At 36.3% G+C, this 23,215-nt stretch carries 34 protein-coding genes; 2 read left to right on the top strand and 32 right to left on the bottom strand.

All coding sequences use genetic code 11. The annotated features are described in order from the left end of the window. The first annotated feature begins 52 nt into the window (after positions 1-52). Complete coding sequence (locus C9J37_RS28095; protein ID WP_167397223.1) at positions 53-199, top strand: hypothetical protein; 147 nt, start codon at positions 53-55, stop codon at positions 197-199. A gap of 234 nt (positions 200-433) precedes the next feature. Next, positions 434-628: a hypothetical protein gene (locus tag C9J37_RS00165; protein WP_107893748.1), complete on the top strand. Its 195-nt coding sequence runs from the start codon at positions 434-436 to the stop codon at positions 626-628. A gap of 127 nt (positions 629-755) precedes the next feature. Here C9J37_RS00165 and C9J37_RS00160 read toward each other — a convergent pair whose 3' ends face one another. The 32 genes from C9J37_RS00160 to C9J37_RS00005 all read right to left on the bottom strand — a co-directional run bounded on the left by C9J37_RS00160 (position 756) and on the right by C9J37_RS00005 (position 23,162). Next, a complete protein-coding gene (locus C9J37_RS00160) occupies positions 756-1,424 on the bottom strand; it encodes a M15 family metallopeptidase (RefSeq protein ID WP_107893747.1) in 669 nt (222 codons plus the stop codon). After that, positions 1,421-1,837 (bottom strand): phage holin family protein, encoded by a 417-nt coding sequence (locus C9J37_RS00155; RefSeq protein WP_107893746.1) that lies wholly within the window; start codon positions 1,835-1,837, stop codon positions 1,421-1,423. The genes C9J37_RS00160 and C9J37_RS00155 overlap by 4 nt, the downstream gene beginning before the upstream one ends. A 73-nt stretch (positions 1,838-1,910) precedes the next feature. Next, positions 1,911-2,072, bottom strand: coding sequence for a hypothetical protein (locus tag C9J37_RS28090; protein ID WP_167397227.1), 162 nt, complete (start codon positions 2,070-2,072; stop codon positions 1,911-1,913). Position 2,073: 1 nt separating this feature from the next. Continuing rightward, entirely contained in the window at positions 2,074-2,358 is a 285-nt protein-coding gene (locus tag C9J37_RS00150) for a hypothetical protein (RefSeq protein ID WP_107893745.1), read from the bottom strand. Between the two features lie 5 nt (positions 2,359-2,363). Beyond that, positions 2,364-3,068, bottom strand: a complete 705-nt coding sequence (locus C9J37_RS00145; RefSeq protein ID WP_107893744.1) for a hypothetical protein — start codon at positions 3,066-3,068, stop codon at positions 2,364-2,366. Beyond that, positions 3,068-3,934: a hypothetical protein gene (locus C9J37_RS00140; RefSeq protein WP_107893743.1), complete on the bottom strand. Its 867-nt coding sequence runs from the start codon at positions 3,932-3,934 to the stop codon at positions 3,068-3,070. Before C9J37_RS00140 ends, C9J37_RS00145 begins: the two co-directional genes overlap by 1 nt. A gap of 2 nt (positions 3,935-3,936) precedes the next feature. Continuing rightward, the gene (locus tag C9J37_RS00135) at positions 3,937-5,034 is read right to left on the bottom strand and encodes a siphovirus ReqiPepy6 Gp37-like family protein (RefSeq protein ID WP_107893742.1); all 1,098 of its coding nucleotides are present in this window, start codon (positions 5,032-5,034) and stop codon (positions 3,937-3,939) included. 2 nt (positions 5,035-5,036) lie between these two features. Further along, positions 5,037-5,912, bottom strand: a complete 876-nt coding sequence (locus C9J37_RS00130; protein WP_107893741.1) for a phage tail domain-containing protein — start codon at positions 5,910-5,912, stop codon at positions 5,037-5,039. A gap of 14 nt (positions 5,913-5,926) precedes the next feature. Beyond that, positions 5,927-10,759, bottom strand: coding sequence for a hypothetical protein (locus tag C9J37_RS00125; protein ID WP_107893740.1), 4,833 nt, complete (start codon positions 10,757-10,759; stop codon positions 5,927-5,929). Positions 10,760-11,024: 265 nt separating this feature from the next. Then, entirely contained in the window at positions 11,025-11,381 is a 357-nt protein-coding gene (locus tag C9J37_RS00115) for a hypothetical protein (protein WP_107893738.1), read from the bottom strand. A 21-nt stretch (positions 11,382-11,402) separates the two neighbouring features. Beyond that, entirely contained in the window at positions 11,403-12,026 is a 624-nt protein-coding gene (locus C9J37_RS00110) for a major tail protein (RefSeq protein WP_235616973.1), read from the bottom strand. A 17-nt stretch (positions 12,027-12,043) separates the two neighbouring features. After that, on the bottom strand, positions 12,044-12,361 hold the full coding sequence (locus C9J37_RS00105; RefSeq protein WP_107893737.1) for a hypothetical protein: 318 nt from the start codon (positions 12,359-12,361) through the stop codon (positions 12,044-12,046). Beyond that, positions 12,358-12,717, bottom strand: a complete 360-nt coding sequence (locus C9J37_RS00100) for an HK97 gp10 family phage protein (protein ID WP_107893736.1) — start codon at positions 12,715-12,717, stop codon at positions 12,358-12,360. Before C9J37_RS00100 ends, C9J37_RS00105 begins: the two co-directional genes overlap by 4 nt. Beyond that, on the bottom strand, positions 12,698-13,084 hold the full coding sequence (locus C9J37_RS00095; RefSeq protein ID WP_025219669.1) for a phage head closure protein: 387 nt from the start codon (positions 13,082-13,084) through the stop codon (positions 12,698-12,700). Before C9J37_RS00095 ends, C9J37_RS00100 begins: the two co-directional genes overlap by 20 nt. Then, on the bottom strand, positions 13,071-13,319 hold the full coding sequence (locus C9J37_RS00090) for a hypothetical protein (protein ID WP_403026719.1): 249 nt from the start codon (positions 13,317-13,319) through the stop codon (positions 13,071-13,073). The genes C9J37_RS00095 and C9J37_RS00090 overlap by 14 nt, the downstream gene beginning before the upstream one ends. Positions 13,320-13,369: 50 nt before the next feature. Next, complete coding sequence (locus tag C9J37_RS00085; RefSeq protein ID WP_107893734.1) at positions 13,370-13,564, bottom strand: termination factor Rho; 195 nt, start codon at positions 13,562-13,564, stop codon at positions 13,370-13,372. Between the two features lie 36 nt (positions 13,565-13,600). Beyond that, a complete protein-coding gene (locus tag C9J37_RS00080) occupies positions 13,601-14,776 on the bottom strand; it encodes a phage major capsid protein (RefSeq protein WP_107893733.1) in 1,176 nt (391 codons plus the stop codon). Between the two features lie 27 nt (positions 14,777-14,803). Further along, entirely contained in the window at positions 14,804-15,580 is a 777-nt protein-coding gene (locus C9J37_RS00075) for a head maturation protease, ClpP-related (RefSeq protein ID WP_167397226.1), read from the bottom strand. Next, positions 15,577-16,722 carry a phage portal protein gene (locus C9J37_RS00070; protein ID WP_107893732.1) on the bottom strand — a complete coding sequence of 382 codons (1,146 nt, stop codon included), beginning with the start codon at positions 16,720-16,722 and terminating at the stop codon, positions 15,577-15,579. Before C9J37_RS00070 ends, C9J37_RS00075 begins: the two co-directional genes overlap by 4 nt. Positions 16,723-16,737: 15 nt before the next feature. Next, positions 16,738-18,423, bottom strand: coding sequence for a terminase TerL endonuclease subunit (locus tag C9J37_RS00065; RefSeq protein ID WP_107893731.1), 1,686 nt, complete (start codon positions 18,421-18,423; stop codon positions 16,738-16,740). After that, positions 18,420-18,752, bottom strand: coding sequence for a hypothetical protein (locus C9J37_RS00060; protein WP_107893730.1), 333 nt, complete (start codon positions 18,750-18,752; stop codon positions 18,420-18,422). Before C9J37_RS00060 ends, C9J37_RS00065 begins: the two co-directional genes overlap by 4 nt. A gap of 117 nt (positions 18,753-18,869) precedes the next feature. Further along, the gene (locus C9J37_RS00055) at positions 18,870-19,205 is read right to left on the bottom strand and encodes an HNH endonuclease (RefSeq protein WP_107893729.1); all 336 of its coding nucleotides are present in this window, start codon (positions 19,203-19,205) and stop codon (positions 18,870-18,872) included. Positions 19,206-19,210: 5 nt separating this feature from the next. Continuing rightward, positions 19,211-19,474, bottom strand: coding sequence for a hypothetical protein (locus C9J37_RS00050; protein ID WP_107893728.1), 264 nt, complete (start codon positions 19,472-19,474; stop codon positions 19,211-19,213). A gap of 3 nt (positions 19,475-19,477) precedes the next feature. After that, entirely contained in the window at positions 19,478-19,864 is a 387-nt protein-coding gene (locus C9J37_RS00045; protein ID WP_137067721.1) for a hypothetical protein, read from the bottom strand. Positions 19,865-19,867: 3 nt separating this feature from the next. Further along, on the bottom strand, positions 19,868-20,032 hold the full coding sequence (locus C9J37_RS28085) for a hypothetical protein (RefSeq protein WP_167397225.1): 165 nt from the start codon (positions 20,030-20,032) through the stop codon (positions 19,868-19,870). Between the two features lie 64 nt (positions 20,033-20,096). Continuing rightward, positions 20,097-20,324: a hypothetical protein gene (locus tag C9J37_RS00040; protein WP_137067720.1), complete on the bottom strand. Its 228-nt coding sequence runs from the start codon at positions 20,322-20,324 to the stop codon at positions 20,097-20,099. Positions 20,325-20,418: 94 nt separating this feature from the next. Further along, complete coding sequence (locus tag C9J37_RS00035) at positions 20,419-20,610, bottom strand: hypothetical protein (protein ID WP_107893725.1); 192 nt, start codon at positions 20,608-20,610, stop codon at positions 20,419-20,421. 648 nt (positions 20,611-21,258) lie between these two features. Then, complete coding sequence (locus C9J37_RS00025; RefSeq protein WP_167397224.1) at positions 21,259-21,678, bottom strand: DUF722 domain-containing protein; 420 nt, start codon at positions 21,676-21,678, stop codon at positions 21,259-21,261. Positions 21,679-21,774: 96 nt separating this feature from the next. Then, positions 21,775-21,969, bottom strand: coding sequence for a hypothetical protein (locus tag C9J37_RS00020; protein ID WP_107893722.1), 195 nt, complete (start codon positions 21,967-21,969; stop codon positions 21,775-21,777). Positions 21,970-22,008: 39 nt separating this feature from the next. Continuing rightward, complete coding sequence (locus tag C9J37_RS00015; protein WP_107893721.1) at positions 22,009-22,536, bottom strand: nucleoside triphosphate pyrophosphohydrolase family protein; 528 nt, start codon at positions 22,534-22,536, stop codon at positions 22,009-22,011. Next, complete coding sequence (locus C9J37_RS00010; RefSeq protein ID WP_107893720.1) at positions 22,523-22,948, bottom strand: YopX family phage-derived protein; 426 nt, start codon at positions 22,946-22,948, stop codon at positions 22,523-22,525. The genes C9J37_RS00015 and C9J37_RS00010 overlap by 14 nt, the downstream gene beginning before the upstream one ends. Further along, complete coding sequence (locus C9J37_RS00005) at positions 22,935-23,162, bottom strand: hypothetical protein (protein ID WP_107893719.1); 228 nt, start codon at positions 23,160-23,162, stop codon at positions 22,935-22,937. Before C9J37_RS00005 ends, C9J37_RS00010 begins: the two co-directional genes overlap by 14 nt. Positions 23,163-23,215: the final 53 nt, after the last annotated feature.

The raw sequence follows: 23,215 nt of genomic DNA, 5'->3' as shown, positions 1-23,215 counted from the left end.
AATTATATATACCGTGGTATATAATAAATATATAAGAAAGGAGGTGAACAAAGTGGATTATGATAAGGTAATAGCTTATCTAGTAGGTATCGCAACATTCTTCAATCAGCTAACAGGTGGATTAAAGAATATACACGATATGAAAAATAAGCAAAAGAAAAAGCGACGCCCTCCCGCAAAGAAGAAACGTCGCAAGTAATATCCCGAAGGAGGTTAGCCCCTCCTTCCACCTTATCTTATCATATTCACTTGACTATGAAAAACATTGGTTATATTGTTGCTTTCGCATTTGCTCTTTACATCTTAACTGACATGGTAAATTGGAGTGAACCAAAATTCTTTGATTACTTCATGATTGTCATCTATTCGCTTTGCGCAATACTTGCAATTTTCAACATCGTGATTTACTTCAAAAATAAAAGGACGTGATAATATGACTGAACAAAAAACATCTGAAGCCCAAAAAAAGGCTACCCAAGCATATCGTGAAAAGAATCGTGAAAAGACACGTAAGCAATCAGCTAAAAGTAGCGCTAAATCTTACATTAATAAGTATTGTGATTTAAATGATTTAAACGAAGTGAAACAATGGATTGCAGAGCGTGAGAAAGAATTACAAGGTGAATAAACAAAAAAGCCCAGGCTCAAAATTAATTGAGTACCTGGGCTTCGTCATTGGTATATGCGTGTTCTTTCGTTTGTTTACAATGACATTAATAGATTATTACAGTGTTCTGAACAAACACTGAACAATACTACTTGTTTCGTCGTTGCTGGATTGTAATGTATAAACCAACCAAACGATCCGTTGTCATTGTACCACTTTGTAAATCCTTCAAGTGTGATTCCTGAATAATACCATCCTTCACAGCCTGTGCAATGAAGTTTTCTGTTTCAGTTTTCATAGCCGGTGAACCCGGATTCCAATTTGTATTTGCCACTGTAATTTCCTCCTTCTTGTCTTCCACAATTAATTGGACTTTCAATTTGCTGTTACTTGGTACAATTACTTGTCCTTCTAACTTATAGCCTTTAGGCATCTTCCAATTAGCTTTTACTTCAAAGTGTGGACGGTCGATTGCTTTTGTCCATGTTCCGCCCCATTCAATACCTAGCTTTTTCGCAATGGCTCCTACTCGACTTAATGTAGTGACATCATACAATGATTGTGGAGGACAAACCGCAATATCCCATGCTAGACGTGATTTATGGTTACTGTTTAGTGTCCAAGTTACAACTTGTCCTGGACGCGTTCGTCCTTGTGCATACAGGTACTTTTGCCGTGCTTGTGAGCGATATGTTTCAGTGATGAAGATGTTCTTAATGCCAGCCTTGTAGCACTCTTGAAAAAGCAACCGACATGCTGTTTGTGCACCAGGTAAAAGCTCGGATAAGTCTCGGCATGTAGTTGTAACGCTTGTCATTTTCCATCATCCTTTTTTTCATCATTGTCAATTTGAAGTTGTGTAAAAGCGTTAGATAAAAACTTAGGCACCTTGATTCCTAACTTGCCAAGATTCTCAATCATACTGATACCTTCCATACCGATTAAGAAAAGAATCATGGCATTACGCATGAAGTTCCCACTTTCAGTTGCTAAGTCTAATTGCACCGCAGCAATGACCATCAGTACCATTGCTGTCTTTTTGATTAAGCCTTTAAACATCTTTTTGCTTTCAGTTTTCTTGAAGACTAAGCTCACCATAAACCCTAATGCATAGTCGATTGTCATGAATATAACTAACGCTTTGATTAAGTGGTCAACGCCGCCAACAAAATAAGCGACCCATGCCATGGAGCCGCCTACGATTGATGTATATAGTGTGTCTGTTTTCATCTGACACCTTCCTTTTCATATAATAAAAGCCCTCCACAATTATCTGTGGAAGGCATAAAAAATAACGCTAAGCTTATGCTTGCGTTTGCTGTGTGTCAATTTCTGTTAATAGCTGTGTGTATTCATCATCTTTCAATTGGTTATTAGCATAAAAAACATTCACTTTATTCTGCATAGTAGCCTGCTCATAACGTTTACGCTTAATCAAAAACATACATAATTCAAATACTGTCATTTTAGTTTCCTCCCAATCCTAGCTCACTACGAGATACTAGGTATTCAGTGTTTAATAATGTTTGCGCCTGCATTTCTTCAACTGTCGGCTGTGGTTCGATTGGTGTTGGCTCAGGAACGATAGGAGCCGTAAACTCACCTGTTTCTCGATTATAATCCCAACCTTCTTGAATATCGTTTCTACCTGTAATATCAACTAAAACAATATCAGGCGCAAACTCCGGTTTTTCGTCTGCTTCAAAAATCCAATGTGCTTGTTCATATAATATTTGGGCAAATCGTTTCATTTTAATCACTCCCACCATTTTACTGTTAGAATTCCTGAACCGCCATCGCCATTACCGCCGAAAGGACATCTACCAGGTCCACCTATAGTCACATTCACGGTAGCGCCAGGAGTCACCGTTACTGGAAAGTCGTAGATGAATTCAGCACCTCCACCACCTGCAGGGGCATATCTAACATCACCTGCTCTAGGTGCTCCGCCTCCAGAACAATACATACCTGGAGTATTAGAACTTTCGTAACATGACCCTTTACCACCAGTGTATGGTCCTGAATTACCTCCATCTCCAGATATCATAGCTACCGTAATGTTACTACCTCCGCCGCCCACACCCCCTCCTGGACCTCCAGCACCACCGCCTTGATTCGGGTTAGAGCCTGCAACATCACCTCCACGCCCGCCTGACATACTTTTTAGAGTCCCAAAAGACGTCACACCTCCTGATGTTCCTGAACCGTAAGATGACGAAGGACCACCAGCTCCACCTCCGCCACCACCACCAGTCAAATAAACCTCGGTAACACCTGCGGGTACAACAAAAGTTCCATTAACAGTGTATACTCTACTTCTTAGTTTTTTTCCGATTGTGGGTAGTGTGTTATTCATGGTTGTGACTTTAGTCTGGATATCTTTAGTTGTGTTGTCTATATTGTCAACCTTTGCTTTGATTTGTGCTTGAACAGCTTGTGTTGGTAAATTAATTTCTGGCATTATAAAACCTCCTCATAAACAAAAATAAGACCATCCTTTGCTTGATTGGTCTTAAATCCATATTTGTAATTTTTGTTATCTGTTGTATCTAAAAACTTATGAGGTAGTGCGGTATTTTTGTGTTCCTCAATCATGTTATATAAATTTCCTGCTGCATCCTCACTTAATTTACCTTTTATAGTTTCAAACCAAGCAAGAAATAGTGCTTCTTCCGCACGTCTCCAGTCTATAAAATCTTTTTCTTGTGCATCAATCCAAGCTTCTAAGGCGGTTGTTACATTGGTCTGCCATTCTGCAAATTCATTTGCCTTAGTGACACTATAGCTATTAAACCATGATTGATATTGATTAAAGATTGTAGTTGTATCTACTTGATTTACAACTGCATGCATCATACCGCAAAGGCTATTATTTAATCGTGTATCTGTAATAGAAGCTTGTGTAATTGTTAATGCTCCTTTAGCAATATAAATATCAGCTAAAGCCAATTCATAAGCATCTGCATCACGTTTTAAAGTTGGCGCAACAGGTGAAGCAGATAGCACACCTTTCTTGACCTCCACACTCATCTTTCTTTGAATAAAATCTAATCGAATGACAATACGATCAATACGGTTAAGTGTTGTATCTCCAACAGAAAGAGGTATATTATAATCCTCATCATTAATTAAATAATAACCATTGACCCATGCTTTACCTGGGCGAACAATTACACTCATTGAATCTCCATTTGCTTTAATTTGTAAGCAATCGGAAGGCTTAACGAAAATACCATTACCAATAAACGTCGCAAAGTACCGAGCAAAATCCTCTGCTTTATATCGTCTATCTCCATTAATGGAGTTAAACATTCCAAATTTCATCATTACTACTTCACCATCCTTTTTATAGCCTGTGGAAGGGTAGGTACTGATTTACCAACTGTCACATAGATTGATTTACCATCTTCCTGAAACACTTCATCCGCTTGCATCACACGGCTATTCATTAAAATTCCTAAGTCATCATCTTTAATCGTGACTAAATCACCTAAGAAGAAATCTTCGTTGTATTTTGTATTTTCTTTGGTCACATCTAGCTCGCAATCGAAGCCGATGAACTCTGTGTATTCAGCAATCTTCTCTTTGCCTTTAGCTACAAGTAAATTGTTGTATTCACCGTCTGGAATCGGTATCTGCTCGCCGTCACCATCTCTTGTATCCGAAATCTCTCGTGCATCAATAAATATTTCCCGTCGATTTAACCCTGTAATAGATGCCCCGATACTCGCCATCTTACGCACTGTACCTTCGCCAGCACCGCCTATTAGAGCTGTTGTTTTTAAATCATTGTCTGCGTCCTCGTACGTACGTTTAAGCAAGTTACTACGATTCTTTGATAAGATAATACGAGGATTCAAACTTTGATTAATCGTTCTGTCTGTCCCTTCGTAAAAATCATATTTGAGTGTTCGTCCATCGAATATACAGCGCATCCCAATATCATGAGTGGTACATAAATTTTCACACACCTCAAAAACTTGCTTATAGGATATTTGCTGTTGAATGGCTTTGCCGATGTTTTTTACTGTAGCAAGTTGCACCTGGGCAATTTTCCGAGTTGGGTCAGCAGGGCTAATCATCGTTTCGTTAATTAGTTGCCTCATAATCAACTCCGGAGTTGTGTAAAAGTCATATTGCTTCCACAGGATTCTTCGGTCTGTCCATCGTGTAAGAGAGAAGCATTTAATAACTAACTGATCTACACCATTACTGTCATCAAATTGGCGATAATAAATATACATAGCCTCATTATCATCTTGGCGGAAAATAATATTACCCTTTTTCAACAACTCAATATTTTTAGGTGTTACATCTACATGTACTTCCGCCTCACTACCAGGACCATACTTTTTCCTCCACAGTAAATATGAGAAGTTGCCAATGTACCCTAAACGTTCAAATTTCTCATTACATACATAAAGCATCGCTACACCCCCACAAATTGAGGTGTGAAGTAAATAGACACCTCTAAATTAGATACAAATTCAGCAGCATCATAACGAATCAAGTTGTCGCCAACATCTACACTTAGTTGTAAATTAGAGTCATGCGAAAGATAGTTAAAATAGTTTATTTGTGTTCCATTTCTTTCTAGAATGGCATATTCATCTCCACGCTTTGTATTAACAGTAACCACGTCTCCACCTTTTAACGTAGCCTCTATCTTGATAACACTACCTGTATCTACTAACTCAATATAAGGGTCAACTACACTTCCGATGGCTTTAAATTGAATACGTAAAGGAGAGGCTGTATCGCTATCGTTGAATACATTAACCACGTTATTCGGCTCACGATAACCCATTTCAATACCGTCTCCTTCCGCATCAATTTCAAGCTCGAATTCAAAGGCAGCTACCCACATAGCAATTTCATATTTTTGTTCTTCTGTGTACCACCAAGGATTGGGACATAAAAACGAGATTATAAATTCAGGAATAACATGCCTACTAACTACTGGTGATTTCTCTACCTTACAATCAATATAGCGAGTTACATCTCCATTCTCATATTTCAATGTGAAGTGATGTTTTGGATTAAAGAACCGAATAATTTTTTGTCTATTAATTTCTTTATCTAATCGAATACGTCCATTAATCACAATGTTTCTTTCTCTTACGCTAGACCCCTTTATATTGGTGCCATCTTCGTTGTAATTTTTTACGTTATAAAATTCATTTTCTATTGCTTCTAGTCCGTCTGCCTTGTCTAAATAAAAAGGGCTAGACACTGAAATTTCGAATGTCTGCCCTCGGTGATTATCGAATATTAATCTTTCTCGACTTTGGAAAGATTCAATCATGTTCTAGCCCCCTTTTAAATCTGTAATCCCATTTCCTTTAATGCATTTTTATTTAATCTAGATGTTTCGTATGGATCAAGTGGTTTAGGGCTATTTACAGTAAAGTTGTAATGGTTTTCTGTATTGTTCTCTGTTTTATTTGTTGTTGTGGATGACACTGAATTGTTTGGTAATGGACTATTTGATTTGTCAGTTACAGCTTTAGCTAATCGTCTAGTAGCTCCTTCAACTTTACCAACCATATCATTGATACCCAATACAAGCCCTTCACCAATATTCACACCATAACCACGCATAACACGTGATGGACTATGAATATCTAATGCAGACGCAAATGCACTTGAAACAATAGCAGCAAGTGATTGTGCAGCATTCAACAAATCCCCTTGCTTAGACATCATTCCTTCAATTAAACCACTGACAGCATAAACACCAATGTTAGGCATTTCAGCCATTTCCGTTTTTACATTTCCTTTTAATGCAATCATGCTGTTACGCCACTCATTTTGATAAATACGTAACTGTTCGGCAGTTTTTGTTTTTAACTCATTGATTTGTTTTTCTGTATTTTGTTTAAGTTCTGTAAGCTCTGATTCAGTTTGTATCCGCGCTTGTTCATTCTTTGTCTTCCACAGTCCTGTGTACTCGGCTAATTGTTCCTCTGTCAAAGTATTTAATGCTGCTATCTCTGCACCGGCTTTAGGACCCATTGCTTGTAGTTCAGCCAGTAGCCCTTCATTAATGCCCTTTGAAGCAAGACTCGCTATATTCTTCTGCCAATCTTCAAAAGCCGTAACTTGCGACTGTAAAGCAGCAATAAGAGTGGCACCAGTAACATCTCGTTTCTGAACCTCATCGAATAAACCTGCAAATGAATAGTACGCATTTCTTCGTTTTTGAAATTCGTCTTCATAAACCTTAGTTAATCGTTCTTCTTCTTTGATATAATCATCATTTAATTTTTTAACATTATCAACGTAAGTTTTATCAATGGACTCTTTTTCCTTGTTGATACTTTCTGTCACTTTTTTATACATTTTTTGAACTTCGATTTTCTCTGCTGTTCCATCTTTAAACAGCTTTAATGACTGTTCTAAAATGTGTTGTTCAGTAGCTAATGAAAGTTCGTTTGATGAATCTTTGTCAGCAATGTATTGTTTAAGAACCTTCAATCGCTCACCAGACGCTTGTTCCTCTTTTTTGACCATATCAGACCAAGCTTTGTCATTGACCTTCTTTAATTTTTCTTGTGTATCTTGTTCAAGCTTTAAAAGTTTTGCATTCGCATTTTCTTTTAATTGTTGAATCTTGATGTTGTCATTTGCTGTAGCACCTTTTTTCTTAGCGCTTATTGCGTTGTTTGCTTTTTTAAGATCTACACCTAATTTATTTTCAATTTCAAGTTTCTTTTTAGCCGCATCTTGTTGAATTTTAGTCCGCTCTTTTTCAGCTTCATCTGCTATCTTAGTTACTTCAGCTTGGTTAGACTTTGTTGTATCAATTAGTAGTTGTCCAAGTTCTTTCATCGCGCTTTCATTACGACCATAAGTAGATTCGATACCTTGCGCTAGACCTTCACCTGTCCACATACCTACTTCAGCCATAACACGGGACGGAGAATGAATGTCTAATATCTTTTTAGCCCAATCAGGAATTTTACTAGCTAATTCTTCAATTTTAGTTTGTACGCCACCGAATTTATCACCGATACCTTTTATTAGCCCGTTGATGATGTCCTTACCTATTTGGAGTAGACTATCAGCTTTAAAGACTTTTTTAGCGTCATCCCACTTTTTTTCAATCGTAGTTTTGACTTCTACCATTTTCTTTTCAACTGCTGATTTCATTTCTTCTATTTTCTTACCCGGCCAAGCTTTTATTTCTTCCCATTTCGAAATAGTATCAGTTTTTATTTCGTTCCATTTTTTCGATGCGTTAGTTTTTATTTCATCCCATTTTTTTGTTGCATCATTTTTAAATACTTCCCATTTAGATAATATTTCACCCGTCTCCCAGTTGACCTGTTCAACATGTTCTCCAGCTTGTGTTTTAGCTTCTGAAACAACTTTAGAGTGCATATCTTCTGCATTCCTTACTGTTTCCTCGCGTTGCCTTTCAGCTTCTGCAATTAACTTATCAGCTTGTTCAGCGCTAATAGTACCTAGTTCATCTCGTTGTTTCGTAATTTCTGCATGTGTTTTGTTATACTGATCCTCTGCTTCCTGTACAACTTCATCTTTTTGTTTTTTTGAATTTTGCACAACCTCAGCAGCTTGTTCAGCAGTTATATTTGAAGCATCATTTTTAAGCCTCTCTAATATTACTTTTTGTTCTTGTTCGTTTTCTGTAAGATATCTAATTGCATTAGTTGTCATAGTTTGTTGAATTCGATTAATTTCTTGCTGTTCTGCATCAGTAATAGCTCGTTTTTGTTCTTTTGCAGTATTTAAGATTTCGGTAATTCGTGCTTGACCTTCACTAATTTGTTGCTCTTTTTCAGCTTGCTTCATTTGCATATTAGTTAAAATTTGCTGTTCTTCTTGCTCTGTTAAAGCTTTTGAATTAGCAAAGTGGTTTTGCATAGTAGTGAGTTGTTCAGCATGATCTTTTTGCATTTCTGCAAGAACTTGTTGCCCCATTTGATTATAGATTCCTATAATGTTTGTTGCCATATCTTGCGTTACTATTGCGCCTGACCATGCTAATTGATTAAGTGAAACTGTAGCTTGTTCAGATAAGTTCATAAATGCACCAAGGGCCTTTTGAGTAGCTTCTGAAACCCCTGTTCCAAACAAATCTACACTTTCTATAGCTGGACTCATTGCTCCTTGAACAGCCTTTATTGCACCTGTAACAGCAACAATTCCCGGTGCAATCATAGCAATTGCTCCTTGTATAGCTGGAGATAATTCTCTAAATTCATCCCACTTTTTATATAACAAAACTACACCAGCTGTAAAACCTGCTATAGCAGCGATTGTAAGACCTACTGGACCTGTTAAAATTGTAAGTGCCCCACCAAATAATCCCGCGGCTGTAGCGCCACCACCTAGTATGCTTATTAGTGACCCTATGGCAGGCATTAATGTAGCGAATGCGGCAACTAGTGTTCCAATAACACCTGCGATAGCAACAAGAGATGCCGTAATTTTGGGGTTCTCTGCTATCCAGTCGGTTGTAGTTGCGACCATTTCTGCTAAATCTGCTAATACAGGAGCTAACGATTGCTTAATACTGTTCATCGCTTCAGCTAATCTATAAGCAGGATCAGCTTTTAATTTATCTGTATCGCTATTAAGTTGCTTTTGCATATCATTAGCAGTTTTTAAATGGTTACTCATGTTAAGAATAGTTGCGGCAATGTTCTCTCCTTGGTCTTCCCACATAGTACCAAATAGTTTCACACCAATTTCATTGCGTTTTGTTTTATCCTCAATGGCCATTAACTCTTTGGTCATATCTTGAAACGCTTTGTTCCCTTGTTCTCCGCCTTTGGCTACTGCTTGCCCCCATTTTTCTAACTCTTTCGCTGAGATATTAGTGCCTGCAATTGCTTCTTTTGTAGCCTTATCTACGCCTTGACCAAATTCAGCCGCTTTAATACGACCTTCTTTCAGACCATCTAAAAGGTTATCAATATTCCAAGTTCCAGTATCAACGCCTGCAGCCATAATTGCTTGTACTTCTTCTGCACTGTATCCTGCTCTTTGAAGTTGCGCTCCGTATTCAGCGATAATGTCCAATTGTTCAGGAGGAAATCCAATCTTAAGCAATTGATTAACTAAACCTAATGCATCTTGTTGAGATATTTTTAACTCTTTACCAATTTCATGTGATTCTTGAATGAGCTCTTTGAAATCAACCTCTTTATAGGCACGACTAATCATTGAAGCACCTTCGATAATCTTCTGGTTAGTTTCCATAGAAGCGTTTTTATTAAGAGTCATTTGTCTTCTGACACCTTCATAAGCAGCTTCTTCATCTCCAATTGCTGCCGTTACATCATTAATGCTTTTTCTTACTGCTTCAGCATCTCCACCTTTAATACCCATTGAGATTTCAATATTGGTATTCAAACTCGCGACATCTAAAGCTTCTTGGATTGCAACAACAAGTCCACCACCTACAACTAATCCTGCGGCAACTCCTTTAAGCTTCTCTCCGAAGCCATTTACTGAATCTCCAGCGTCATCAGCAGCATTTGCAATTTGAGCAAATTCATTTCTAACACCCTGTAATCCAGATTCATTAACATTTCTTAATGAGTCTTGCATCCTTTCAATATCAGCACCGGCACCTAATGCATGTCTACCCATTATTTGCAACGCTCTATTAATTTGATCTGTGCTTGCTGTACCTTCACGAATAGAATTTGTTAAACGAGTACCTAATACATCTGAGAAATCATTTACCGTTGTACCTGTAGCGTCAAAAAACGTTTGTAAATCTCTATTAGCATTTCTCAAACTATCATAGTTTTGAGTTGTTGAATCCATTTGGCCTTGTAATGATCTAAGTGATGCCTCTGTTGTTGCTAATTCACGTTGAAATGCTCGATACTGTTCAGCACCAATATCACCATTAGCAAATTGTTGTTCTACTTGTTGCTGTGCTTGCTTTAATACATCTAATTTCTGACTTGTATTTTGAACTTGTTCCGCTAAGAGTTGTTGTTTTTGTGCAATCAATTCCGTGTTACTTGGATCAAATTTTAATGCTCTTTCTACTTCTTTTAATTCACTTGTAACTTTACTGCTTTCTTTATTAACATCCTTTAAGGCGTCGGTTAACCCTGTTGTATCACCATTTAATTCAATCGTGATTCCTTTAATGCGGCCGTTTGCCATCAACTTCACCTACCTTTTGAACAAATAAAAAACACCTGTCCAAAAGACAAGTGTTAGAAAGAATCGAAATCTGATTGTGATGCTTTACGAACAGTTTTCTTTTCCTTTTTATTTGGATTTTTCATTTCTAAGTATGATTCAATATAATCAAGTGTCATACCTATGGTCATCGTTTCTAAGTCATCGTGTTCTAGCCCACATTCTTTGCATAAATAAAGGTACGTTTCTGTGGATATTGGTTCCCTTGAAGACGTACCCTCATCATCTATTTTTTTTTAGAACTAATTGTACTTGCGATTAGATCCTGTAAATCTGGAAAAATCTCCATAATTGGAAATGTGTCAAATCCATCTAGCCAAGTTAATGGGTCTGGGATTGTATTATCTGCTGTTTTAGCAAAAACCCAAGCAATATCTAGGAATAAATCAAAATCAATCTTACGCATTATTTCCATTGAAATTCCATCATTTTTAGACTTAATATCTTCATTTGCAATAGCAAGTCCGAAACTTGTTATATCTGTAAAAAAGTCACGCTGAAACTGCATTTTATAGCGTTTAGTTACAGCGCCATTTGATTTAAATTTCACTTGTTTATCATCTATCGTTAATGTAATTTCCATCTATTTGCCCTCCACAATTTATTAAGGTGTTGGTACTACTGTCGGTTCAAATACTTTTGTATACCATGCATCATAAACTTCAGGTGTTGTTGTGCCAGTTGTAGCACGCTTAACGACACCATCTACAGTTGGTGCAGCAATGAATGATAATTCTTGTGTAGTTGGCTCTGTTGATTCTGTTTTTGTCTCACCTGATGTACCAGGACGACTCACAGTAACGTTATATAATACATGACGTGTAGCTTTTACATCACCATCAAACTCAAACATTAACGCAATTGTTTTCGGTTTTGAATTTGCCGTTTCAGTAAGTACACCTGTAGTTTCATCTAATTGATCTCCGATTACATCTACACGGAACTTCAAAGGTAGTTCAGCAGCTTCATATGTGCCTTCGTATCCGTTATTTACCGTTGTTGCGTAATAAACACGATCATCAGCATAAAACTCCGATGTTTCTCCTCGCGGTTCCAGACTTAATGAAACTGCACCAGGGTAACGTTCTGGTGTTCCGTATGTTAATTTCCCACCGGCTCCTTCTGTAGCTACCGCATAGTGAACATTCTTTAAGCCAAAACGTACTTTATTTTCACCAAACATTTGAATATCTAGTGGCATTAACATTGGGTATTTGTTTTCTTTCATAGTGTTAATCGCTCCTTTTAATTAATTAAAGTAATTGAATATGTGCATTTAAAAACTCCCTCATCTTTGATGAATATTTCATCATAAGACCAAGGGAGTTCATTTTCTTTTAGCATATCTTCTATTTTTTTCTCAGCAATCAAATCTTTATCTACTACATATAATTCTATATCTACATAAGTAACTTTGGATAAAACTGTATTGTCTGCACTAAATGTGTCGCCGTCCACAACTAAGTAGCAGATGAAGGGAGGCGCTTGTACTGATTTAAAATGTGAATAAGTAACAGGATAACCAAGTGCTTTTAATTTCCGTGCAAGTTCTGTTAATGTCACCCTCGTATCGCCTCCTCTACTCCTTGAACAAATTCATCAATCATTTCATCCTCAACTGGTGCTATATGCACTTTTGCTGGAACACGACCTCCACTAACTTTTGCATGGCCTTTTTCAAGTAAATGAGTAAGCTGATATTCAATATTGTGGACGACCCATTGTTTACCTATCTTTTTAGCTTTCCAACCTTTAGCATAACGATGTCTTACTCCAACTGGAGAACGTGCTTTAAGTTGTTGTGCGCCTTCTTTAGCTACTTTTTCAGCAACCTTTTCTATATCTTCTCCAACACCATGAGCATAGTTTCTTAAAGTGCGATTAATTTCAGCAGCAAGGTTATTTATATTTGTTGCCATTTGATGACCGCCCTTCTACAACAATTGTGACAGTAATGTTCATGTCATCATCATTAAGCGCACTTTTAACATCGTACACAACACCATTCTGGATCACTTCAAAACTCGTATGCTCACTATCAATAAATTCATCTAGTGATTTTGCATACTTTAACACATAACGCTTCTCGACTTTTGTTTGCTCTCTTCCGGCATCCATTATTTCGCTACCTTTTAGCGTTTTAATCATGGCCCAATAGCTTCCGTAGTCCTCAAACGTTTCGATTTCTTGTAGCAATTCATCTGTAGTCAAAGTACGTTTTCGTATTAAAATTCGATGACGATACAAACCGCTGTGATTGTTTTCGTTGTATTTAAACTGTTTCATCGACTTCACTACTTTCAAGTGCTTTTGCAATGTTAAGGTTGTTTAATTGCGTTAGAAAATTGTTGTGGAAGTATTCAAGTGCATCATTGTAAACATAGCGAGAACGCTCGAATACAAGCTCTTTAAAGACTTCATGAGTGTTAATATCATAGTCACCACAAATGCGCTGTAAATCATCGTGAGATGCCTTTAATATGCGCTTCAAATTGTCGTCTTCATCATCACCTAAACGCATTCGTAGTTTGAACTCTTCTATGATTTTTTGCGTAATAACATCCACATTCATCACTCCTTATCTTTAGGAGTTTCTGTGACTTCCTCAATGAATATTTTTTGATATTTATTCTTTGTGGTCGATAATTCTTCAAGTCGTGCTTTAGTCGCCTTCTTGCCCTCCACAGGATAATTATCACCAACCTCATAAATATGTCCTTCATGTTTTAATTCCTTAAAACGGCGAACCACTTTATGTTGTGCCATTCTATCCCTCCTCATAAAGAATTAAGACCCCTTTAATTAAGGAGTCTCTGGTGCACTAGCAGTGAATTTAATATCCAAGTCGTATACTAAAGCTGTTTTGTTATCACGCGGACGGCCGTTTGCAAAACGTTTGATTGTATACAAAGTCGCATCTTCAATAGCTAATGTTTGGTCGAATTTTTTAAGTTTATAACCACCAGCTACTGCAGCAATGTACTCTCCTTTGATAAAGAATAGTGCTTTTCCTACTGGAACCTCTTCCGACTCAACAGTTTGGATGTTATAAGGTAATGAAGTTACCCATTGTCCATTAGCTGTTTGAATTGTGTTTCGGAATTGTACACCAATTGCATCGACTGGATTTACAACCATCACGATTTTGTTCATTACTTTTCGTGATTCACCTTTTTCATTTGTAGATAAAGCTTTTACAACATTGTAAAGCTCACCTGTAACTGTTTCACCATATTGTGATGGAGCAAATGTTAATGTGCCTGATGATGTCTTGTCAGTTACAGCACCTGTATTTGCATCAACATTTTTCATTAATCCAACCGGCTCACTATGAGCTGAACCACGACCATTTACATAGCCATACTCTAAGCCTACTGAATATGATTCTACTAATAATTCACGAACATAACGCTCAACCCATTCTGGTCCCAGTTCCAACATATCATTTGGAATAGCTGCAAAAGCAGTTAGTTTTAATTGAGTAATTTTTTCTTCACGGAACGCTGTATTTACTTGCCCAGTGATTTCACCAAATAGTTCTTTCCATGCGTAAGCCTTTGTTGGATCAGAATAAATAAATTTAGTTGCTGCGCCTAAATCTTGAATACCAATTGCATCTAGTAAAGGATGAGCTTTCGTTAAATCTTGAAATACACGTTCTTGAGTTGTTTCTGGTAAGATTGTTTCGTCTTTAAAACCACCGTCTTGAACTACTGCATTGAAGAATTTCTTTTCTTCTGATGTTAAAACATCATTTCCACGTGATAGTAGAATTTGAGAGTCTAAACTTTTATTCGCTGCTTCACTTACAGCTTGATTTTTAATTTCAACTGTTAAATCTTCAGCCAATGCATTCATAGCATCAGTAAAAGCATTGTCGATTTGGTTCTGTGTTGAATTTTCGTCATCACGAACTGTCATATATGCATTTAGTTTTTCTTTGTAATTTTCCATTTTTCCATTTAATTTAATAACCATTTATGATTACCTCCGTTTTTTTGTAAATTAAAAGAACCTTTTTCGCTTCTTCTGGCTATCCACAGTTGATGATGTGGCAGAAGTAGGAACAGGCTCTTGCGTTTGATTATTTGGTTTTAAAATATTTTTCAATTCATTCATGATTTGTTGTTTCTGTTCAATTGAATTGGTTGGCTCGACAGGATCCTCTACGGTACCTTCAGCTTTAGTAGCAAAACCAATTTCTACTGCTTTTTTAGCACTAAACCAAGTTTCAGCATCGACCTTCTGTCGAATTTCTTCTCTACTTACATTCGCTTTTGTCATGTAAATATCAATAATGCCTTCTTCTAATTCTTCAAGTACATCAGCTTCTTTTCGCATGGCAGTTTTAGTGCCCCAAATTATGTTGCTGGCTTCATGAATCATAAACATTGAGCCTAGTTCCATAATTAATTCATCTGCTGCCATTGCAATTACAGACGCTGCCGAACATGCCCAACCATCAACGTGGATCGTCACCTTTCCTTGATGACGTTTCAAGCGATTAAAAATAGAAATACCATCAAACGCATCACCACCAGGACTGTTTAAGTTGATAATAATGTCATTGGTACCTGCATCTTTAATTGCCTGATCAATATCACTAGCAGAAAAGCTATCATTCCACCATGAAGAACCGATTACACCATAGATAGTGATTTCACTAGTATTTGTTTCTTCATTATGAACCGCATTAAATTTTTGTGGGATTTCTTTTAACTGATTAACATAAGATTGATTCTTAAACATTTTAAAGAAATCTTCTTTAGTCATTCCTCTCATTCATTTTCACCTCCTTCAACTGCATCAGTAGATTGATAGTTCTTCGTAATAACAAATTTATCTAACTCTGGATCATCAGAACGTTCAGCCCCAAACAATTCACGCACCTCATTTCGAGTAAATGCCCCTGAAGCAACTAATTTGTCTACAGCTTCGGAGTTTTCGATTACACTCGTTTCTGTGACACCCTTTACTTCTATCCTGGAGCCTTTTAAGAATTCCTTTTTATCAATTAGCTTTGCATTGAGCTCATCTTCGATTTTTTTGACTAAAGGAGCAATACAAAATTTGATGTATGCTTTAATAGCTGTTTCAAATTCAGCCATATCTCCATGAACTAAAGATGTAGGAATGCCTAGAATGTTAGCAACGTCATCAATCAGATCACGTTTAACCTTTGATAATTCTTCAACAGACCTACCACCATTTGAACCATCAACAATTTCTTCATAGTTAAAACCTTTTAGCTTAGGTACAATCGCAAAAGCGTTCTGTCGAAAGGCACCAAATAGTTTGTTAATGAAATTCTGCAATTTACCTAAATTTTCATCATCAAGTTTTTGAGTGGAATCCATTTCGGCAGTTGCGCGAATTTGATTTGCAAACATATTGGTTTCAATCATACGGCTAAATAGATTTGTATAATCTTCAAACATGCCATTCATGAACTTTGTCAACTTTTCATTGTTGTAACTAATATGGATAACCTCATCCATATTAAAAGATCGTTGGAATGTGTAATCCTTTACTGTCACGCTTTTAAAAATGTCTGGATAAATTGCATACTCTATTCGATCAAAGCTATCTGCTATTAATAAATCATTATTGTCAGTTAGAATAACCAACACTTCATTTTCATGAAGCAATTTATAAACGAAATCTTGCCAAAAGTCTGAAGCACTTTGATCTGTATTAGGTCTTATATTAAGAAGATAATGCCAATCATCTAATTGTCTTTTGCCATCCTTCAAAAACCGAAAATCGGACTGTGAAATAGTCCTGCCAATAAAGTTAATGCAGGTTTCTAAAGCTATCTTTTTTAAATAAGCTCGTTGGCTTGTTTCAATACCAAAGAAATCAAATTCATCAAACATCTTGCCAATTTCTTTATTTTTATTGAGCACATCCTGTAACCATCCCATGCTTTCACCCCCTCTCTAGAAATTCAATGCGTTAAGTGCATCCAATGAGCTACCTATATCCGTTCCGGCTACTTCATCAGCTCGATATATGGCATGTACAAATGCTTGGAAGCCATCTGTTTTCCTACGTATAGGCTCTTTCTTTTGATACTCTTTATTGCCATCTTTTTTGATAACAACTAGCACATTGTTTGTGTACCAACGCATTAGAGGATTGTCCCCAAATATAATTTGACGATTGGCAAAAGCAAGCTCGATTCGTGGAGCTAATAAACTGTGGATGGCCCGCGGATTACGAATAATCTCAACTTCAAATCCTTCTGCTTCAAATAAAGGCTTTAACACTTCCATTCGGAAATTATCACCGATTATTTTTTTGATGTCGTAATAATTTCGCATTTCAACAAACCAGGATACAACTAAATTTGGGTCAATCGTTTCGCCTTCCACAACTGATAAAAGACCTTGTTCTTCCCATTCTCTAATAGGTGCAAATTTACGTTTGCCAGCCATTTCAGCATCTTGTTTTTTGCTGTAGCTGTAGTATTTATCAACAAACTCTTTTCTGGCATAAGAATGAGTTTTCCAAACGTAATCACTGTTCTCACGGAATAACAAACCACATGCTGCGAAGTCTCGTATACTTGCAAAGTCAATGGCTCCTATAGCCTCTCTACCGTGTAAATTAGGCATCTCTCTATTAGTTGCTAGTATTTCTTCCCACTTAGCAACAGAACGCTCTAAATCGGTCACAGGACAGTTCATACGCTTTGTCATGAACTCCTCACGATTTGTAGGATCATCTTCTAAATCCTCATACTCTTCATAAATCGTATCGAATAGCCCTTGAGCATATTCACTTCGTGGATGACAAAGCATCGGATTTGCTTTTTCCCAGCTCTCAATATCATCAACTTCTTTTTCCTCATCCAATTTGCAGATGAAGGGAAACAATGCATTTGGCCGTGCTTCACCTTTTAATACTTTAAGAGCCTTAGATTTTTGACCATCTAAAAATCCATCGCGTACATAACCATCTGTACCAATGTAGAATTCGCGTGGGTTTTTCTTTTTACCTAGCCCTGAAATATGAACACGAACATCTTTATTGCTCTCAAATTGGTGGATTTCATCAAATACAACAGCACCATCACGTAAACCATCTTTTGTTTCACCGTTGGAAGTACGGAACTTTAATATCGAATCAGTTTTATTACTTGTAATCTTTTCTTTTGTTCGATAAAACATTGATTTTAAAATGCTGTTCCGTCCAATGACATTGTAGGTTTCATCAAAGGATGTTTTTGCTTGTTCTTCACTGTTGGCTACAATCGAAACGTTGTATTCTCTAATACCATGATGCGGTCCAATCAAGAAATGGGTAACAACTGAAATCAAACCATTCTTACCACCACCACGACCAAGCATCCATAAATGCTTTCGATAAAACACACGGTCATTCTTTTTGAAAAATAAAAAGACGAATGCGATTAAAAATTTCTGAAACGGTTGTAAAGGGAAATACCACTTCTCACCGAATCGGATACATTTTTCAATCATATCGTCATCAAAATATAAATCATCTCGACTTAATACATGCTCTCGCAAATATTCAATCAACATGATTCGTTCTTTATTCAGTTTGATTTGTCCAGATTCATAAAGTTGGATATATTCATCCACATACTTATTACTAATCAAATTAAATCATCTTCCGAGTATTCTTCTTTGCTTTTACCTTCCACAGTTGATGCAGCAGGGGGCAATCCTTCATCGACAAAGTTAAATGACTTCTCCAAAGCGATTAATTGCGTGTTTATTTTTGTTTTATCAGTCATGGCCGGATGACTTTTAACGAATCGTTGTTTTCCATTTTCAATAGTGACGGTTGAGCCATCGCGCGCTAAGACTTCATCACATTGCGAATCAAGTTTAAGCAGTTCAATATACCGCTCCACTTTTTTCACTTCGAGTAAATCGTCTGTATCGATTCGACTCATCAGCTGTGCTTTCAATTTTTCTAAATCCATAATTTAACCCCCTCCCCCCTCTCGCGTGGAAATAGCTATATTAAAAAAATCTGGACAGAACACCCCCTCCCCGGTGCCCATGATTTAAAAAATCGCAAACTTTTTGACCCGGGGGTATTACCATTTCTCATCATCTCTCCATTTGTTTGGTTTACTGAACACTCGACCATGAATGCGATTGTGGCAATCGACACAAAGTGTTTCAAGATTGTTAATATCGAGTGCTAAGTCTGGATGGTCTTCTAGTTCTTTGATGTGATGGACTACAAGTTGAATCTTCTTTCGTGTGCCATCATTGTTTAATTGGTTTGCATCATCGATTTGAACAAGACCATTACGTTTACATTCTTGGCATTCCTTGTTGTCTCGTTTCCTTACTTCAGCACGCATTTGTTTCCAGTCACTACTGTCATAGAACTTACGCTTTTGTTCAATTGATTTGTATTCTTGCATTGTTGTTAGTCAGTACCTTCTAATCGTGTTGGTAGTTCATACTCTGCTAAACATTCATGACATCGATATTGTTGACTAACAACCTCATCGCCATGAAAATATTTTTGCACATAGCCATAATAAGAACCACACCTTTCACATGGTTGTTTTTTATCAATAGCATCTAACTCATCCGCCAACGCACCAACATGCTTTGCGATTGCTCGTAGCTTTAATTTAGATTTGTCATTGAATCCTAATTCAATAGTGATTCCTCTAACACTTCCCATTGTTCATCCCTCCATTATCGTTTGCACTTTAGCTGTTCTAATGGTCATAGTATCCTTATCGCAATATTGAACAGAAAAGTTATGTTGACCATATGTTTCATCAGTGCGTGTATCAAATTTATATTCAAGACTAACGATTCCTTTAATCTTCTTGCCGTTAAGTATTATCTTTGGTGGTTCATTTGGGTTGGTCATTGTAATTTCGATTTGATTATTTGTATCGTTTAAATATTTATGTTTCTTCCAAATATCTACATACGCACCGTTACATTTTGGACAAACACGTACTTCTTGATAATCATCTTTGCTATCATGAAATACCATATCGTTATGACCACACACTAAACATATAGCTTTATGTTTATATTTCATTTTCTCTCTGCCCTCCACAATTCATTTACTCTTTACCTTTTCAATTGACTCACATACTGCAATAACAGCAATGGCTATCCACACCGATGTAATCGAGAAGACATCACGTTCATAACCTTGGTAAACTCCCATCATATTAACAACTACGTTCAATATTACATAAATCCATAACAATGATTTAGCCATTCGTACACCACCTCTCAAGGCATAATAAAAAGCCACAACTCGTAGTGAGTGCGACTTTTATGTATTATTCTTCTTTCAAATCGTCAACATGTATCAAATCTAAACTGTACACATGTTGAGTTGTACCAAACGCACAACCTTCAGTTGTTGACTCCAAGATTTTCAAAACAACCTTGTGTTTTGGGTTAAGTCTTTCGTGCTCTTTTACAATTTCATCGATTTTATCTTGCAAAGTCTCATTAGGACCAGTGACAAAAAAGCTTATAGTACCCATATTTTCTACACCTCCCATCCACCTACAATTGTAAATGAAATGGAAATAGATAGCACTAATATAATTTTGATAATAAAAAGCCACACCTTGTTAGATGTGACCTATCGTAAAATTACTTACCTTTTAGTTTTCTTAAAATAGTAGTTTTATACATACTTACATAATCATTCATACATTCTTCTTCAGAATATGGACTGTTTTTAATTCTATAATAGTTCCACATTAATTCAGTAAATTTAGCCTTAACTTCTTCTTCAGACATATCTTGAATAATTTGAATAAGTTTTTCTTCTGTATCTGTCATAAAAAAACCTCCCATCTACCTACAATGATAGAGTAAATGGAATGTATTGTCATTATAAGAAATTTGATGCATAATAAAAACTCAACTAATTAATAGGAGTGATATCATGCAATTTATTCGAAACAAAATTATAGTACCTATTATAACAATCATTATTGCTTTGGCGTTTTTATTTGCTGTTGCATACATAGGAGATACATTATTCTCATAAAAAGAGACTACCAATATAGTAGCCTCTCCATAGTGTTGACGACTCCGCAATCGTCTTATTAAGTTGAATGCTTGTTTTTAGCAACACACGTACAAGCGAACGTGTTTATTATTGTAAGCAATATTTTTTAACGCATTTCCGTGCGCTTTTGAAAACTTATCACAATATCAATTTACTACAGATTTTTGCGTAATTCGCTATATGGCACAATTACGCTATCTCTTTACGAAGAAAATTAAATCCAACATTCGAGATTTCGTTGATACATCAAAGACAAATGGAAGTAATGTACTTAAAATAAATACTCCAACAAAAGGTATTGAACAAAATAAAATATCAATACCACCTACCATATGAGGTCTTTTTATATAAATCTTACGTAAAATAAAATATGTCGCTACCATTCTTATCAGATATAACGAGATTAATATAATCACTCACACCCACCCCAATCTTCTAGCAGTTTCATCAATCAGCATATTTCTCTTACGCAATACCCGTTGGACTGACATATATAATTTATCAGCTACATGGGACCATTCATATGCTTCTTGTTTATCGAAATATCGCATGTCCACAATTGTTTTTTGATCATGATCTAATTCTTTGTAAAGTTGTTCTAGTGTTGTAATAACATTTTTTAAATGCTGATAGTTTTTATCTTCTGCAAGAATAATAGCTTTATTACCTGTTGTGTCAGAAATACGATTAGATTTGCCACCACCAATATTCGTATCTGTTTCTTGGTGTGCATTTAATAATTCCCATTCACGATAGCGCAACTGCTTTTTGAGTTCATCTAAACTTGACCAATATTCTTCGATAGTTTTATTTTGTACTGCTGATAATTTACTCATATGCCCTCCACAATTTATAAATGGCATTTTGTGCTTTACTACGCAATAACGTAGGCATGTGCAGCACCTACCTTGTTTGTTTTTCAGTAATAATGACTAATTGTTTGATACTTGTACTTTTAAGTTCTCCATTTGTTCAATCGCTTTCCGTAACTCTTTTAATTTTTCAACTTTAACTAAGGCTTTATCAATCCAATCGTCATTGAAATCATCTGCAATGTTCACTCGCAAATTATCGTATTCTTCTTTTAATTTCTGTAATTCTTCAATAACTCGTTTAACAGTTGGCAATTAAATCACTTCTCTTTCCAGCAAGATTAAAATATCTTTCTACTGCACCGTATCAACACGCTTTTTACTATCCTCAACATTAAATTTATCTGGATAACGCAATTTCAATTTATCAATGTTCATTTTGCAAATTTGTTCTAGTGATGAATCGTAAAATCCAGCTAATGCAACCAAGTTTTGAATTAACATTTTTAATGCTAATATCATCTTACTTGAATTTAATTCATGACGATGAAACACGAATTTCTTTACTTGTTCTGAAATCTCACCGGATAGGATAATGATTTTATTGATTATGCTTTCTTTTGTGCCTTCCACAGTATAATTAGCAAGTGGTTCGTATATTTCTCCTAGGAAGGTTAAAAGTCCAAATGCGTAATGCGATACATCACCAATTTCCTTTAGAATTGCTTCACGATCATTAGCAGCACTCAATACCTCGACACACTCACCAATCAAGCCTAAAGCATAATTAGTTATGCCATGTTCTTTATGAATATGGTTTTTCGGCTCACCTTGTAATGGCATTGTTCGTTTTGACAACTCTTGAAATTTATTTAGATTCATTTTGTGATTCCTCCAGTAGTTCGGGGTTTTCGTAAATATTGCCGATTACTTCGGAATCTTCACCAGTTTCATCCGAGAAATCAAAATACTCGTAAAATTGGTGAATAGGTGAATAAATTAATTTCTCTTTCCAACTAAATTCATTCCACTCTATAGTTGTTATAATGTCTCCTTTTCCACTTACTGAAGGAGTTTTTAAAATATCACCCTCATAAATCTCCTTGCCGTTCTTGTCCTTTAAGCCTGTGTATTGCATTAACACCCAATCATCATCATCCTCGAAATATGGCGGTTGGGTTTCGTGGTCCTCATCTAATACGTACCATAACTTACCCTCGTCAAATCCAATTTTTGAAACTCTTTGCATTGATTCATTTTGTTTGCACCATATTCTAAACTTAATCTCTCGCATTCTGCATTTCCTCCAACTTCTGTTTTAGTACTGTCAAATAAACAATTTTGTCCATCGACTCTTGTAATGCGTGCTCAATCCATTCAATTGTTGTGTAATCCATCGGATTGACCGTTGTACCGTATTTTGCTAAACCTTTTGCAGTCTGTAATTCTAGTGAATTTTGAATCTCTCGTAACACTGGATTAGCTAAAATTTCATCTTCAATTGACATTTAAATTACCCCTTGCTCAATTTTTCTTCGAATATCAATGGATTTAATGTTGT

Source organism: Lysinibacillus mangiferihumi (assembly GCF_003049665.1).
GTDB classification, from domain to species: Bacteria; Bacillota; Bacilli; order Bacillales_A; family Planococcaceae; genus Lysinibacillus; species Lysinibacillus mangiferihumi.
The sequence above is the reverse complement of the archived record's forward strand: the minus strand, read 5'-3'. Positions and strand labels throughout refer to the sequence as shown.